Origin of the sequence: Mesorhizobium sp. M1312, assembly GCF_040318115.1 — a bacterium.
GTDB lineage: Bacteria > Pseudomonadota > Alphaproteobacteria > Rhizobiales > Rhizobiaceae > Mesorhizobium.
Genome location: NZ_JAMYLQ010000013.1, coordinates 92,216 through 107,254, shown reverse-complemented (window position 1 = coordinate 107,254; position 15,039 = coordinate 92,216). Strand labels below are relative to the sequence as shown.

At 64.0% G+C, this 15,039-nt stretch carries 15 protein-coding genes and 1 pseudogene; 10 read left to right on the top strand and 6 right to left on the bottom strand.

Going from position 1 to position 15,039, the window contains the following annotated elements; genetic code table 11:
• Positions 1-21: 21 nt before the first annotated feature.
• The 4 genes from NKH36_RS17165 to NKH36_RS17150 form a co-directional block, all read right to left on the bottom strand.
• On the bottom strand, positions 22-252 hold the full coding sequence (locus tag NKH36_RS17165) for a hypothetical protein (RefSeq protein WP_352960885.1): 231 nt from the start codon (positions 250-252) through the stop codon (positions 22-24).
• The gene (locus tag NKH36_RS17160; protein ID WP_352960895.1) at positions 236-964 is read right to left on the bottom strand and encodes a gamma-glutamylcyclotransferase; all 729 of its coding nucleotides are present in this window, start codon (positions 962-964) and stop codon (positions 236-238) included. The genes NKH36_RS17165 and NKH36_RS17160 overlap by 17 nt, the downstream gene beginning before the upstream one ends.
• A gap of 119 nt (positions 965-1,083) precedes the next feature.
• Entirely contained in the window at positions 1,084-1,971 is an 888-nt protein-coding gene (locus NKH36_RS17155; RefSeq protein WP_352963423.1) for a DMT family transporter, read from the bottom strand.
• Positions 1,972-2,019: 48 nt separating this feature from the next.
• A complete protein-coding gene (locus NKH36_RS17150) occupies positions 2,020-2,226 on the bottom strand; it encodes a hypothetical protein (RefSeq protein ID WP_352960881.1) in 207 nt (68 codons plus the stop codon).
• Here NKH36_RS17150 and NKH36_RS17145 point away from each other — a divergent pair.
• Positions 2,210-2,431: a hypothetical protein gene (locus NKH36_RS17145; protein ID WP_352960879.1), complete on the top strand. Its 222-nt coding sequence runs from the start codon at positions 2,210-2,212 to the stop codon at positions 2,429-2,431. The two genes, NKH36_RS17150 and NKH36_RS17145, sit on opposite strands and share 17 nt — an antisense overlap.
• 27 nt (positions 2,432-2,458) lie before the next feature.
• Complete coding sequence (locus NKH36_RS17140; RefSeq protein ID WP_352963419.1) at positions 2,459-3,892, top strand: LuxR C-terminal-related transcriptional regulator; 1,434 nt, start codon at positions 2,459-2,461, stop codon at positions 3,890-3,892.
• 6 nt (positions 3,893-3,898) lie between these two features.
• Here NKH36_RS17140 and NKH36_RS17135 read toward each other — a convergent pair whose 3' ends face one another.
• Positions 3,899-4,906 (bottom strand): aldo/keto reductase, encoded by a 1,008-nt coding sequence (locus NKH36_RS17135; protein ID WP_352960875.1) that lies wholly within the window; start codon positions 4,904-4,906, stop codon positions 3,899-3,901.
• A gap of 181 nt (positions 4,907-5,087) precedes the next feature.
• Between NKH36_RS17135 and NKH36_RS17130 the strand changes: the two are divergent.
• Positions 5,088-5,237, top strand: a pseudogene (locus tag NKH36_RS17130) (sodium-independent anion transporter); the annotation flags it as partial.
• A gap of 55 nt (positions 5,238-5,292) precedes the next feature.
• Here the strand turns inward: NKH36_RS17130 and NKH36_RS17125 are convergent.
• Positions 5,293-6,390: an acyltransferase family protein gene (locus NKH36_RS17125; RefSeq protein WP_352960873.1), complete on the bottom strand. Its 1,098-nt coding sequence runs from the start codon at positions 6,388-6,390 to the stop codon at positions 5,293-5,295.
• Between the two features lie 289 nt (positions 6,391-6,679).
• On the opposite strand from NKH36_RS17125, the gene NKH36_RS17120 reads away from it, so the two are divergent.
• From NKH36_RS17120 to NKH36_RS17090, 7 genes are all read left to right on the top strand, one after another.
• Positions 6,680-6,904, top strand: a complete 225-nt coding sequence (locus NKH36_RS17120; protein WP_352960871.1) for a hypothetical protein — start codon at positions 6,680-6,682, stop codon at positions 6,902-6,904.
• A gap of 109 nt (positions 6,905-7,013) precedes the next feature.
• Complete coding sequence (gene ligD / locus NKH36_RS17115) at positions 7,014-9,491, top strand: DNA ligase D (RefSeq protein ID WP_352960869.1); 2,478 nt, start codon at positions 7,014-7,016, stop codon at positions 9,489-9,491.
• 89 nt (positions 9,492-9,580) lie between these two features.
• Complete coding sequence (ku, locus tag NKH36_RS17110) at positions 9,581-10,495, top strand: non-homologous end joining protein Ku (protein WP_352960867.1); 915 nt, start codon at positions 9,581-9,583, stop codon at positions 10,493-10,495.
• On the top strand, positions 10,492-11,586 hold the full coding sequence (locus NKH36_RS17105) for a tetratricopeptide repeat protein (protein WP_352963414.1): 1,095 nt from the start codon (positions 10,492-10,494) through the stop codon (positions 11,584-11,586). The genes ku and NKH36_RS17105 overlap by 4 nt, the downstream gene beginning before the upstream one ends.
• Positions 11,587-11,816: 230 nt before the next feature.
• The gene (locus NKH36_RS17100) at positions 11,817-12,461 is read left to right on the top strand and encodes an alpha/beta hydrolase family protein (RefSeq protein WP_352960863.1); all 645 of its coding nucleotides are present in this window, start codon (positions 11,817-11,819) and stop codon (positions 12,459-12,461) included.
• Positions 12,462-12,470: 9 nt separating this feature from the next.
• The gene (locus NKH36_RS17095) at positions 12,471-13,241 is read left to right on the top strand and encodes an exodeoxyribonuclease III (protein WP_352960861.1); all 771 of its coding nucleotides are present in this window, start codon (positions 12,471-12,473) and stop codon (positions 13,239-13,241) included.
• A 128-nt stretch (positions 13,242-13,369) separates the two neighbouring features.
• On the top strand, positions 13,370-15,007 hold the full coding sequence (locus NKH36_RS17090) for a WD40 repeat domain-containing protein (RefSeq protein WP_352960859.1): 1,638 nt from the start codon (positions 13,370-13,372) through the stop codon (positions 15,005-15,007).
• The last annotated feature ends 32 nt before the right edge of the window (positions 15,008-15,039 follow it).

Genomic DNA, 15,039 nt, shown 5'->3' with positions numbered 1-15,039 from the left:
AGCCGCATAAGCCGGTAAAGGTCAAGCCCGAAAGATACGGGAAAGGCGCTGCCACAGGCGCGGCCTGGTTTCTGCAGGAATCGTTTCGGCAGGGATCATGGCTGCTTCCCTCGGCGTCAGCAGGTCGAGATAGTGCAGCATCTGAGCCGTTTCGCCGCCACAGAATTCAACGTTGCCCGTCGACAGGATCCGGTGCACGGCTTCCCGTGCCAGGACCGGCGAGATGAATGGTCCTTCAGCCTTCGCATGCATAATCAATCTCCACGGTTGGGGCCGGCAAGGGCGTGCCGGATTGCAATGATCTGAGGTAGGCGGCGACCTTGCCCTGCAGCCGCCATAGCGTCGCGTCGCGGATGTTGCGGGCTTCAAGCTGAACGACGGTGCGGCGCAGATAGTCGGCGCAGCTTCCGATGTGGCCGGCGGCGAGCGACAGGATCTCCACCGTGGTCTGCTCGGGCAGGTCTGCTGCATAGGCGGGGCCACTCCGGTCGGCGACGAAGGCGATGGCTCGCAAATTCCCACCTGCACCTCGAACCGAGACCCAGCGCGGAACATTGGTTGGCGGATTGGCGCTCATCTCCCGGCGCAGCAGCCGGTCGATTGCCGCATCAATATCAAGGTCGGGGAGGCGATAGACGACACCGCGGCAGCTGCCGCCGCGGTCGAGCGCAAGCATCAGCCCGGGCCGCTCGCGCGTGCCGCGCCAGCGGGTCAGCCACAGCGAAAATCGCCGATGCCAGCCATGCACGGTCGCTGGTCGCTCCTCGACGAATTCGAAGCATGGGTTCCACAGCAGGGAGCCATAGGCGAAAACCCAAACGTCACGCGGGCGTCCCGCAAGCAGTTGCTTGCGAATTTCGGCATAGTCGCGATCCTCCAGATTGCGCAGTCCAGGCACCGGGCCGGCGTCTTCGATCTTGCGATCGATCCTGGCGAGGAGGTCTTCTGTCAGGGCGATTGTCATGCCGCTCACCGGGGTTGTCTCCCGGGAGCATCGCCGCAACACGGCATCCGCGTCCTGAACGGATGCTGATATTGTGCTGAAATCGAACGGAGCCGCAGCGGCTGGTTCCCGACAATCTCTCAGTCTGCCACTGCCGGCTTGCTGATTTCGGATTTGTCGGTCGTCAGCGACAGCAAGGTGATTGATGCAAATACGACCGCAGCACCGACTGCTCCGGCCGGCGACAGCCGCTCGCCTAGAAATATGGCCGCGCCAATCGCTCCGAACACGCTCTCCGCGCTGACGATCACGGCAGCATGGCTGGCGGACGTGAAGCGTTGAGCGATCGTCTGGATGCCGAAGGCGGCCCCGGTCGAGAAGATGCCGAGCACGGCGAGTTCCGGGCCTGCATCGCTGACGGCGGCCAGCGACAGATTACCCTGAAGGGCGCCGAGCGGCAGGGTGAGGACGGCGGCGCCGAGAAATTGCGCGGCAGCCGCCGCGACCGGCGCGCCGTAGGTCTGCATGTGGCGGCCAAGCTCCACCATCCAAAGCGCGTAGCACGCGGCCGAAAGTATGGCAGCGAGATCGCCCTGGCTGAAGCTGGCGGTCAAGCCTCCGGACAGCAGCAGGACACCGGCCAATGTCATGGCAGCCGCAAGCCCGCAGACAGCAGTCGGGCGCTCGCCTATCAGCAACCAGGCCGCGAGCGGTGTCATCACCGTTGCGGTGCTCACCAGGAAGCTCGCATTGGTAACCGAGGTGTCGAGATAGGAGACCTGCTGGATGATGATTGAAATTGAAAACAGAACGATGACTTTGGTGAGGCTCATCCAGTAGCCGGCCCCGAATTTCCTTCCCCACTCGAGCATCGTCAGCGGCGCGACCATGAGCCCCGCGATCAGGCAGCGCATGCCCACGGCGCTGAACGGATCGAGATGATCCAGCACAGTCTTCTGCGCAACATTACCGAAGCCCCAAAAGGCAGCAGCAAGCAGAAGCAGACAGTTGGCCTGCACCCTCGACATATCAATGTCTCGACAAAGCTTGCGCCGCAATGGGCGGGTCGCTGGTTGTTAGCGGGCGGCGAGCTTGTCCGACCGCTTGCAATACAGGCGGACGCCGAGGGGCATGATCTCATAGCCGGCGTCGTTCAACTGGAGCTTCATCTCCTCGAAATGCCGCTTTGAACCGCTGACGATCAATTCAGGCGTATAGTCCCAGCCGTTGCGGGCGGCATTGGCCAGGATGTCGGCATAGACGCGCATGCTCGCGATTTTCACATCCGATTCCAGCACCTGCCTGCATCCTCTTGCGAACGACGGCGACTGGGCGGCGGAAAAACTCAAGATCGTGCATGCCAGCATTATGGAAACAGGACGCATGGAAACCTCCCCCGATTGCAGCTTTTTGCTGCAAACGACCTTGCAATTTGTGCGCCTGCGGCGGGATCGGGCAGATGCAGTATTCGGCCTCCTGCATTTGTAGTATTCTGCCCCTGGGACGGGTTCCACCATGATGCTCAACGACGCTTCGAAAGCGCAGACGCTCGATGCCTTGTCGGGCCGCGAGCGCGCGGTCGCGGAAAAATTCGCAGCCGGCATGACCTATCGAGAAATCGGCAATGCACTTTTCATTGCCCCAACCACCGTTCGCACCCACCTTGCGTCCATCTACGAAAAACTTGGGGTGCGCACCAAGATCGGGCTTGCGGCGTATTTTGCCGGCGCTTCCGGCGCGCAGCCGGCTCCGTCCTTGTCCGGCGCCCCGCCGGTGCTCGCCATATTCCCGATCGAATGCCTCAATTCCGAAGAGCGTTGGCGCCGCTTTGCCGACGGCCTGTCATCGGACATCACCATCGACCTGGCACGATACGCGGGCTTGCCTGTCATCGCCTACCACACGATGAAATCACTGGGCAGCAAGCCGGCCGATTTCGCGGCGGACGGCAAGGCGCTCGGCGTCACCTATTTCGTGTCGGGCCGGTTGCGTGCGGACGACCAGAGGATTCGCTTGACGATAGAGCTTGCCGATGCCCGTAGCGGCGTCAGCCTGTGGAGGGAGCGCTACGACCGCCCGGTCGAGGACATTTTCGCGCTGCAGGACAGCCTGACCGAAAGCATCATCAATGTGTTCGCCGGCAGTTATGGAACGCTGGCCACCGTCGGCCGCAATGCGGTTCGCCGCAAGCCGCCGGCCAGCTTGCGGGCTTATGATTTTTATCTGCTTGGCGTCGAACAGCACACTACGTTCAGCCGCGCCGGAAATGCCGAGGCGATTCGCCTGTTTTCACGCGCGCTGGAGCTTGACCCTACTTTCGCCAACTGCTGGGCCGAACTCGCCTATGCCTATTCGGTCGAGGCCTGCAACGGCTTTGGCGACGACGTGCTGACGTCGATCGAAAACTGGCGGACGGTGGCCGAAAACGCCTTGCGCCTCGACCCGACGGATAGCTGCGCCCACGCATGCCTTGGCAATGTCAGGGCATGCCTTGGCGATCTCGAAGGAGCGGAGCGCGCGCACCGGCGGGCTCTCGAATACGGTTCTAACCACGCTGGCATACTGCTGCTGCTGGCCGGCAGCAAGGCGCTTGTAGTCGGCGATCCGGCCGAGGCGATCCCGCTCATCGAGCGTGCCATGCGCCTCAATCCATTGGCCCCGCCCTGGTATTTCGGCATGCAAGGGCGCATCCTGTTCGTCGTCGGCAGGCACGGGCAAGCCGTTGCGGCGCTCCGCAGGAGTTCACCGGAGTCGCCGGACGTGCTGATGTTCCTGGCGCTTTCGCATGCGGCCATGGGCGAGGCCGGCGAGGCGGCGCGCGCCGCGGCCCGCTTGAGAGCCGAATTTCCAGGTTTTTCGGTCGAAGGCTTCATTGCAGGCTATCCCGTGACGAACCGGGACGCCCTGCTTGCCATCCGCCACGCTGCCGGACTGGCGAAGCTGATGTAGACACTCCTACCGGTCGATCGTCACCATGACGCGTTCGTTGTAGCGTTCGCCGGCGATCTTGCCCGGCGCCAGCGCATCGTCGAGCGCCTGCATTGCGGCGGCGTCGAGCTTGATCGCCGCGGCGGCGACATTCTCCTCGAGGTACTTTCGGCGCTTGGTGCCGGGGATCGGCACGATGTCGATGCCGAAATCACTGCCCTTGTGCAGCAGCCAGGCCAGCGCGATCTGGCCGGGCTTGACGCCCTTGGCCGCCGCGATGTCGCGGACAATCCCGGCCGCCTGCACATTGGCGTCGTAGTTGGCGCCCTGGTAGCGCGGGTCGCCGCGCCGGAAGTCGCCTTCCGGATAGTCTTCGGCGCGCTTGACGTCACCGGTGAGAAAGCCGCGGCCAAGCGGCGCGAACGGCACCAGGCCAATGCCGAGTTCGCTGAGCAGCGGGATGATCTCCGGCTCCAGATTGCGTTCCCACAGCGAATATTCGCTCTGCACCGCCGAGACCGGATGCACGGCGTGCGCCCGGCGGATGTTGGCGGCGCCGGCCTCTGACAGGCCGAAGAAGCGCACCTTGCCTTCAGTGATTAGTTTGCCAACAGCACCCGCCACATCCTCGATCGGCACCGCCGGGTCGACGCGGTGCTGATAGAGCAGGTCGATATGGTCGGTGGCGAGCCGGCTGAGCGAGCCGTCCACCGCCTCACGGATATGCTCGGGCCGGCTGTTGCGGTCGGTGCCGATTTGCTGCCCGTTTTCGATACGGAAGCCGAATTTGGTGGCGATCGTCACCTTGTCGCGCCGGCCCTTCAGCGCGCGGCCGAGCAGTTCCTCATTGGTGTGCGGGCCATAAACTTCCGCCGTGTCGAGGAAGGTGCAGCCGAGCTCGATGGCGCGGTGCAGTGTGGCGATCGATTCCGCCTCGTCGGCCGGGCCGTAGGACTGGCTCATGCCCATGCAGCCGAGGCCGATCACCGATACCTGCAGCCCGTGGCTGCCGAGCTTGCGTGTGCTCAAGGTCATAGATGAGATCTCCGGATAATGTCAGGGTTCGTGTACGTCAGGACTATTGCGTCAGGCCCATATAGAGCTCCCGCTCAGTTTCCACAGTCGCTCGGCTCTGGGCCGGCCGCACGATCGCGTGAGGTTAAGAGGAAGATGACCAGTTCCTGCCGCTCTTCGAAGCTATGCCGGCCAGCCCCTGCGAATCTTCCGAGTCACATCTACGCTGTCTCAGGACGGTAGGGCGCGGACCTACGTCGTCGAAGGCCGGGTCTTCTTTGCGTCGGCTGACGACCTCACCGCCGCCTTCAATTTCAAGGAAGCGCTTGAAAAGGTGACAACCGACGTCAGCCTGCAAGTTGATGCAGCGCGGGAGCGACCGCAGGAGTCGGTGCGGCTCGCCCGATCTATGCCGGCCGATCAAGCCTGAATTTGCTTGCCATCATGTTCAACCGGGGAAGCAGCAACGATATCAAAGGCTTGCGTATTGGCTTTTCGATGAAGAATGAAACCACGAAGGAGGCCGACAGCAACGCTGTCAGCACAATTGCGAGGGCGACCCACCGGCCGACCGCCGGTGACAGCGCGTTGAGCCAGAGCGTGCCGATCTCCTGATGCAGGAGGTAGAGTGGATAGGTGAGCCCGCCCAAAATAAGCACCAGTGGCGTCGGTGCGATGCGGCGACGCAACAGGAGAGCCCCACCGAACAGGGCATAGACGGCGACATTTGCGGCAAGCAGATTTGAAAGCGGCGGAGAGAATCCGAAATGAGCCTGCATCCAATCGGCGCCGGCGATCACTTCCTTGCATGACAGCAGGAACGCCGCGGCGAGCAGCAGCAATGCCTCGGTGGACGAACCTTTGGCGACGATGTGCTGGGCGATGATGCCGCCGGCGAAATACGGCGCGTATTGCGTGATGAACACCATCTGCAGGGCTGTGCTGTGGACGACCGACTCGTTGAGGACGGACATCAGCAGCCATGCCGCCACGAGCTGCAGCTTCCAGCGCGAGAAGACGCCGAAAAACAGAGCGATCGCGACCCAGCCGTAGAAAACGATCTCAAGTACGATTGACCAGTAGACACCGTCCACGAAGGATCTGTTGAAGGCCGGGGCGACGATAAAGAGATTGGCGATCCACGTGCTTGGGTCATATGGAAGCGTCGGATTGGCCGCCAACGTTTGCACGACGAAGCTGGCGGTCATGCAGACAAGGAAGCCAGGATAAAGCCGCGCGAACCTTGCCGCGGCGAATTCGGTCCAGTTCCGGCCTTCTGCCGACCAGGCGATGACGAAACCGCTGATCAGAAAAAACAGATTGACGCCCATATAGCCATAGATGGCGAAGGAGCCGGCTTCGGGGTAACCCTGCACCAACAGTGGCGGCAGGTGAGATCCGTGGAAAAAATAGTGGAAGAATAGAACAGCCAAAGCCGCGACCAGCCGCAACAGATCCAGCGAGCCCATGCGCTCGGATTTGCGGCTTGTTGATCCAGACGCCATTGCACCACCCGTCCGATTGCAGACACGCTAGGCGCGGGGGAAGCGGGAGGCAATTAAGCCGGATGGATTACACCATGGGACGGCGATGGCTGCGGCGAGTGTCAGGCGACCGGCACCGGGGATGAGCGCAAGGTGCCGGACTTCGACGACAGGCGCAGTCGAAAGCTGACGCGCCGGCTGACTGGGTGGAAGGTAGCTTGGTTGATGCCCGGAAATTGACAGAACACCCAGTCTCGGCCATCCTTATGCCAGCCGCCTTCTCCTGCGGCCGCGTGTGTATGAGCAGTCCATGGCCAGTTCCGTCACCAGCCAGAATTCCAAGCGTGCCGCGGTGCGCAAGGCGCTCGACCGCCACAAGGTCTATATCACCGCTCAGAGCTTTTCCGCCGGCGCCTACAAAGCGCGTGTCCTCGTTGACGGCGAGGCCTATTGGGTCGACGAATTCCGGCTGAGCCAGCTCCAGCAGGGTCTGTCGCCAGCCGAGCTCGAACTAATGCCGGCCACCGACGATTGAGCTGTGTGAGGCACGACATCGGCCTGCCGCATGCTGACAAAATGATTCAAGCGATGCGGGTCAAGTCCTTGTGTTTGCGCAGCCGCTGCATCCGGCCTGGCATGCGGACATGACGCCGAAACTCAAGGCCTATCGCGCCAAGCGCGAATTCAGCAAGACGCCGGAACCCGCCGGCGGGCTGGTTGCCGGAGAAGGCAACCGCTTCGTCGTCCACAAGCATCACGCCACCGCCGACCACTACGACCTCCGCCTGCAGGTCGGCGACGTGCTGAAGAGCTGGGCGGTGCCTCGCGGCCCGTCGCTCAACCCGGCCGACAAGCGGCTGGCGGTCGAGACCGAGGACCATCCGCTGGAATATATCGACTTCGAGGGCGTCATTCCCGCGGGCGAATATGGCGGCGGGCCGATGATCGTCTGGGACACAGGCGTGTGGGCGCCGATGGACGACGTCGAAAAGAGCTTGCGCACCGGTTCCTTCAAATTCCGCCTCGCCGGCGAGAAGCTAAATGGCGGCTGGATGCTGACCAGGCTAAAGGCCAAGCCCGGCGACGACGAGAAGAAGAACTGGCTGCTGTTCAAGGAGCGCGATCTCGCCGCCGACGCCAAGCTCGACATACTGCAAGCCCGGCCGGAAAGCGTCAAATCCGGCCGCCGCATCGAGGAACTGGTCGAAGCGCCGAAGCCAGTTCCCAAACCTGCGAAACCGGTCGTGCCGAAGCCCGGCGCTTTGCCGGGCGCCGTCAAGGCGCCGCCGCCTTCCCGGATCGGGCCGCAGCTGGCCACGCAGGTTCCGAAGCCGCCGGGCGGCGATGATCAAGCGGACCGCACGGGCGAAATCTGGCTGCACGAAATCAAGTTCGACGGCTATCGCACCATGGCGCATCTGGCTGGGGGCGAGGTGCGGCTGATCACACGCGCCGGCCTCGACTGGACCAGGCGCTATGGCGACCTGCCGCATGCCTTCGCCAGGCTGCCATGCCGTGAGGCTGTCATCGATGGCGAGATCGTCGTGCTCGACGCCAAGGGCATTAGCCGCTTCGCGTTGCTGCAGGATGCACTGGCGCAAGGCGCCGGCAGCAAGCTCCACTTCTATGCCTTCGACCTGTTGCATCTCGACGGCTGGGACTTGAGAAAAGCGCCGCTCGGCCGGCGCAAGGCGCTGCTGTCGCATTTAGTGTCCGGCTTGGGCGCCAACTCCGCCATCCAGTTCAGCGACCACGTCGAAGGCGATGGCCAGGCGCTCTACGACCAGGCTTCCGAGATGGGACTGGAAGGCGTCGTCTCCAAGCGCGCCACGGCAATCTACCAGAGCGGCCGCACCAAGACTTGGACCAAGATCAAGGCGCTGAAGAACGGCGACTTCGTCATCGCCGGCTACACCACCTCCGATGCAGCCGAGGGACTGGCCGCACTCGGCCTCGGCGAATTCGAGGATGGCGAACTGCACTATCGCGGCAAGGTCGGCACCGGTTTCGACGCCGCCACCGCCGCCGACCTGCTGGCCCGGCTGAAGCCCTTGCGCGCCGGCGCGTCTGCACCCGAAGGGGTTCCACGCGAGATCATGCGCGAGATGAACTGGGTGCGGCCGCTGCTTTCGGCCCATATCCACTATGCCAACCGCACGGCGGACAATGCGCTGCGCCATGCGGTGTTCCGCGGGCTCAGGGATGTCGGCCTGTCGACGCCGGTTTCGGCCAAGCGCAAGCGGCTGATCGCCGAGGCCGACCTCGCCACGATCTGGGTGACCAACCCGACGCGGCGGCTGTTCGGCAAGACCGGACCGACCAAGCTCGATATCGCCGTCTACTACGCACTGGTCGGCGATTTCATGCTGCCGCACATTCTCGGTCGCCCGGTGTCGCTGGTGCGTTGCCCGACCGGCAGGCCGCAGGACTGTTTCTTCCAGCGCCACGCTTTCACCGGCATGCCTTCATCGGTGGCGACCTTCGAGGCGACCAATTCCGAGGGCGAGACCAAATCCTATCTGTCGGTCGAAGATGCCAAGGGCTATCTGGCGCTGGCGCAGTTCGGCGTCGTCGAGTTCCACACCTGGGGCACCCATCGCACGCGGCTTGACAAGCCCGACCTGATCGTCTTCGACCTCGATCCCGGCGAGGGCATTGCCTGGCGCGAGGTGGTCGAAGCGGCGGTGCATATCCGTGCCGAGCTGGAGGCGATGGGGCTGGTGCCGTTCGCCAAAACTTCCGGCGGCAAGGGCATCCACATATCAGTGCCGGTGACGCAAAAACAGAACTGGAAGAAGCTGCACCAGGCGACCAGCGCCATCTCCTCGGCGTTGGCCGCCACCGCGCCCGACACCTTCACCACCACCATGGGCAAGGACAACCGCAAGCGGCGCATCTTCATCGATTACCACCGCAATGCGCGCGGCCACACCTCGGCCGCACCTTACTCGCTGCGCGCCCGCACCAACCTGCCGGCCTCGACGCCGGTGAGTTGGTCCGATCTGGAATCCATCGACGCTCCGGAAGATTTGAATTATTCTTCGCTGCCGGGCCTTCTGGCCACCTCCGGCGATCCCTGGGCCGACATGGAAGATTTCGCTAGGGATTTGCCGGTATTGTGAGGGCGATGTAGGTTTTGCGCAGCGTCGTTCGTCCTTTGGACGAAGCGCTGCGAACAGTTCGACAGTGCACGGCCGCGTAGGAGAGTTTCATGGCGCCCAGGGCAAGTTGGAAAGGTTATCTCAAGCTCAGTCTCGTCAGCTGTCCGGTCCGGCTTTATCCGGCGACGAGTGCGAGCGAGCGGATCAGCTTCAATCAGCTGCACAAGGACACCCACAACCGCATCAACATGAAGCCGGTCGACCCCGAGCTCGGGCTGGTCGAGCGCTCGGATCTGGTCAAGGGCTACGAATACGAGGACAAGCAATACATCATCATCGAAGACGCCGACCTCGAGGCGGTGCGCATCGAATCCAACCACACAATGAACATCGAGGCCTTTGTCGACGAGAATTTGGTCGACGTGATCTATCAGGACGCGCCGTACTACCTGGCGCCGGATGGCGCGATGGCCGAGGAAACCTTCGCCGTGCTGCGCGAAGCCATGCGCAAATCCGGCAAGCTGGCGATCGCCCGGCTGGTGCTGTCCAGCCGCGAACGGGTGGTGACGATCGGCGCGCGCGAGAACGGCATGTTCGTCTGCACCTTGAGGAACCCGAACGAAGTGCGCGGCACGGCTGAATATTTCGGCAACATCCCGGCCGGCAAGCCCGACCCGGAAATGCTTGAGCTCGCCGAAGCGCTGATCAAGCAGAAGGAAACCACCTTCGACCCGAAGAACTACGAGGATCGCTACGAGATCGCGCTGATGGCGATGATCCGCGAGAAGCTCAAGGGCCACAAGCCGATCATTGCCGCCGCCCCGGAGCGCGGCAATGTGATCAACCTGATGGATGCGCTGAAGGCCAGCCTGTCGCAATCGGCCAAGCCGCCGGCCAAGAGCAAGAGCAAGGCCGATGAAGCGGCCAAGCCTGCAGCGAAATCCGCCAAGGCTGGCGCCGGCGCGGCCAAGGAAAACCCGCTCAAGGCCAACCTTCTCAAGGCCGTCGGCAAGAGCAAGGCGTGACGGCTCTCGCCGGCACCGTCTTCGGCAGCATCGGCGCGCTGGCGGCGTTCCCGCTTCGGTTGGCGGTGCGCGAGGTCGAACGCAAGCACGGCCAGCTGCGGCGCGGCGTCACGCGGCGCACCAGCCATGTGGTGTTCGGCCGCTTGTATCTCGCCAAGGCGGGGGATGCCGAGATCGAGCGCCGTGTCGGCGCCGAGCGCGCGGCCGGCCGAAAGCTGATCAGCGAAAACGGTTTTTTGCGCCTGCTCGGGCTGATGAAGGCGCCGGAGGCCTCGGCCCTGTCGCGGCAGTCGCTTCTCGATCAATCGCGGCTAGCCGCACCCGACCTCGATCTTCTCAGTCTGTTCGATGCCTTCGAGCATGATTGCGAACCCTATTCGTTTCGCGATCTGATCCTGGCCCGCAAATATGCCGGACTTGTCGCCGGCGGCGCTTCATGGGGAGCGATCGCACGCTCGGTGCACCGCTCCGGTCCGGTCGCCTCGCTCACCGCCAAGTCGCTCAATGTCGGCTCGCAGCATGGGCGCGCGGATCAGATCTACCTCGAAGGCGGCCAGAGCGAACTCGACGGGCAATTGCTGTTCGACCTGGGGTCGCCGGATGACGACACGCTGGAAGAACTGTTCGCCGACGCCGAGGCGGCGGAAGAGGCTGAAGACCACGAGCGGGCTGCGGCACTCTACCGGCGCTGTCTGGCCATCGATCCGACCGATTCCATCGCCGCCTTCAACCGCGCCAACTGCCTGCGCGCCGCTGGACATGCGGTCGAGGCGGCGCACGACTATGCCCGCGCCATCAAATGTGACCCCGGCTTCGTCGAGGCCTGGTTCAATCTGGCCGGGCTGATGACCGAGCAGGCCCGCGACGCCTCGGCGCGGCGGCATCTGCAAAAGGCGATCGCGCTCGATGCCAGTTATGCCGATGCGGTGTTCAACCTGGCACGGTTGGAGTTCGACGCCGGCAACCTTGCCGAGGCACGGCGGAACTGGTCGCGCTATATCGAGCTCGATGCGGATTCCGAATGGGGACGGATGGCGGCCAAGGGTATTCAGTTCATCGATTTGCAATTGGCGCAGAAATCGGCGGGATGAGGTGGTTCAATGTCTGTGCTTGAACACCCCCCTCTGTCCTGCCGGACATCTCCCCCGCAAGGGGGGAGATCAAGCGCTCAGCTGCTTTCGTCATTTTCAAACGTTGCAAGAGTGAGCGGAGCGCTCGAGCTGCCGATCTCCCCCCGGTCCAAACACCCCCTTGCGGGGGAGATGGCCGGCAGGCCAGAGGGGGGTGGGACGGAACGCAGCCCCCATAAATGGGCCACCCAATGACCGCCTTCCTTTTCGACGGCCCCGACACCGCTCCCATCACCATCCTGCTTGCGCATGGCGCCGGGGCGCCGATGGACTCGGCCTCGATGAACGCCACGGCAAAAGCGCTGGCCGAGACCGGCTTCCGCGTCGCGCGCTTCGAATTCCACTACATGGCCGCTCGCCGCTACGGTCACCGCAAGCCGCCGCCACGGGCCGAGACGGTGACCCCCGAATATATCCACGCGATCGCCGACCTCAGGGCGGAGGGCGTGAAGGGGCCGCTTATCATCGGCGGCAAGTCGATGGGCGGACGCGTCGCCTCGATGATCGCCGACGAGATGTTTTCGAAGTATGAGATTTCAGGGCTGCTTTGTCTGGGCTATCCCTTCCACCCGCCGGGGAAACCGACGCAGCTTCGGACAAGACACCTCGCCGATCTGAGGACGCCGACGTTGATCTTCCAGGGCACACGCGACGAGTTCGGCACCAGGGGCGAGGTCGCGACCTACGATCTTTCCAACCGCATCGAAATCCTCTGGCTGGAGGATGGCGACCACGATTTGAAGCCGCGCAAGAGCATCTCCGGCTTCTCCGCCGCCGATCATCTGAAGACACTCGCTGATGCGGTGATGGCGTGGACCGAACGCATCGTGCGCTGAAGCAGGCCGATGAAGATCGCCACCTTCAACATCAACAACATCAACAGCCGGCTGCAAAACCTGCTGGCCTGGCTGACTGTCGCCAAGCCCGACATCGTCTGCCTGCAGGAGCTGAAGGCAAGGCAGACGCAGTTTCCGCGCACCGCGCTCGCGGATGCTGGCTATGGCGCGGTGTGGGTGGGGCAGCCGACCTGGAACGGCGTCGCCATACTCGCGCGGGGGTCAGAACCCGTTCTGACCCGCGAGGCGCTGCCCGGCGACGAGAGCGACAACCAGGCCCGCTACATCGAGGCGGCGGTCAACGGTATCGTCGTCGCTTGCCTCTATGCGCCGAACGGCAACCCGCAGCCGGGTCCGAAATTCACCTATAAGCTGGCCTGGCACGAGCGCCTGAACGCGCATGCGGCGGAATTGTTCGACACCGGCCTGCCAGTGGCACTCGTCGGCGACTACAATGTCGTGCCCGAGCCGCGCGATATCTATCCGACCCGCTCCTATGACGACAATGCACTGGTGCAGCCGGAAAGCCGGGCCGTTTTTGCAGCACTCCTCGACCAGGGCTGGACCGACGCACTGCGCAAGAAGCATCCGAAGGAGACGCTCTACACATTCTGGGATTATCGCCGCAACCGCTGGCAGCGCGACGCCGGCCTGCGGCTCGATCATATCTTGCTCTCGAAGAAGCTGGCGCGCCGGCTGATCGGGGCAGGCATCGACCGCGACGTCCGCGGCGAGCCCGGCGCCAGCGACCACGCGCCGGTGTGGGTGGAATTGCGGTGAGGGCGGAGAGCCATCTCCACCCCTTGTGGGGAGAGATTGGCCGTCATTGAATTGAACCGGGCATCGACAAGCCCGGCAATGGACGGCATCATTGCGGGCAAAGCGAAAGCGGTGCGAGGGGGAGACCGATGACCAGGCTTGTCGACAGGCTGCTCGCGGCGCTGCTGCTGGCGATCGGCATGCTCTGCCTTATACGGGTGTATTTCGCGCTGGGCGACGAGGGCGCCGGCGACGCTTTCGCGTCCGTGCGCCTGGCTTTTTTCGGGGCGGCGGGCGTCGTATCAGCCCTTGCAGCCCTGTTGTTCTGGGCCGGCCTGTTGCCGGGCCGATCGACGCTCGCTCCGAAGAAGCCCCTGTTCGGCAGGGGCGCCGAAACGGAACCCGGCGGAAGACCACGCCTGCGGCGGCTCTTCGCTGTCGTTCCGTTTCTTGTCGTGCTCGCTCTGGTGATCGACCAGCTCGGTCCCTGGTTGGGGCAGCCACAGGACGCCGGCAAAAGCCTGACCGCCGAGCAGCCCGCGCCGAGCGCGCCGAACGGCGAAGACGTCGCCAGCGCACCAGCCCCCGCGCCGGAAGCGCCCACTGCGTCGGATTCGGTTCCACTGTCTGAGCAAGCGGCCAAGCCGCCTGAACAACCGACTGCGCCTCCGCCGCCGAGCGACAACGGCAATCAGTCCAGCGATGTGATTGCGCAAGATACAGACCCTGGCGTCAGCGCGGAACCGGCACAGCCGCCGGCTCCTGCCTCGCCAACCGAGGTCGTGCTTGTCCCATCAGTCTCGCCGGAGGCTGCTCCAGCCCCGGCCGCGCCACCGCAAACCGTCGCGCCGCTGCCCCAGGCTCCGCCGCCGCTGCCGACGCAGCCCGATGGCCATCGCGAGCCCGTCGTCTGGCTGGCGGTGGCGCCCGACGGGCACTCGATCATGAGCGCCAGCACCGACCGCACGGTCAAGCTCTGGGATATCGACGGCAAGCGCCTCATCCGCACCCTCGGCGTCCACAAGGACATGGCGCGTACCGCGCTTTTCCTGCCGGATGGGGCGCGGGCGCTGACGGCCGGCGACGATGGCGAGATCGTGCTGCGCCAGCTCTCCGATGGCGCTGTGCTGCATGTGTTCTCGTCAGGCCAGAACGGCGGCGTCAACAAGCTCGCGATCAGCCCCGACGGCAAACGTGCGGTCAGCGGGCACGACACCGGCAGGGTCATCGTCTGGGATATCGAGAAAGGCTCGGTGCTGCACGTGATGCCGGGGCACGACTGGTCGATCAGCGGGGTCGCCGTCTCGCCCGACGGCACACGCGCGATCAGCGGCAGTATCGAGGGCACGCTAAAACTATGGGATATCGGCACCGGCAAGCAGCTGCGCAGCTGGCACGGGCATGAGCGCGGCCCCTATGGCGTCCTGTTCATGGCCGACGGGCGCCATCTGATCACCGGCAGCGGCGATTATACGATCAAGCTCTGGGATCTCGACACCGGCCGCGAAGTCCGCCGCCTCGAAGGCCATTCGGGCACGGTCTACGCGCTGGCGCTGTCGGCCGACGGCAAGCGGCTGCTGTCCGGATCGCTCGACGGCACGGCACGGCTATGGGACATGGACGCCGGCAACGAGATCGCTCTGTTCGACAGCCGGTCCGGCCCAGTCTACGCGGTGGCGTTCGCCGCGGACGGCACGGTGCTGACCGGCGGCTATGACCGCACCATCCGGGACTGGCCGGCGGGCGGCGGAGACGGCGTGGTGCTTTTCGCCGGTGCGCCGGATTGAACAGATTTTCAAGCTAGGGATATTTCGCAAGG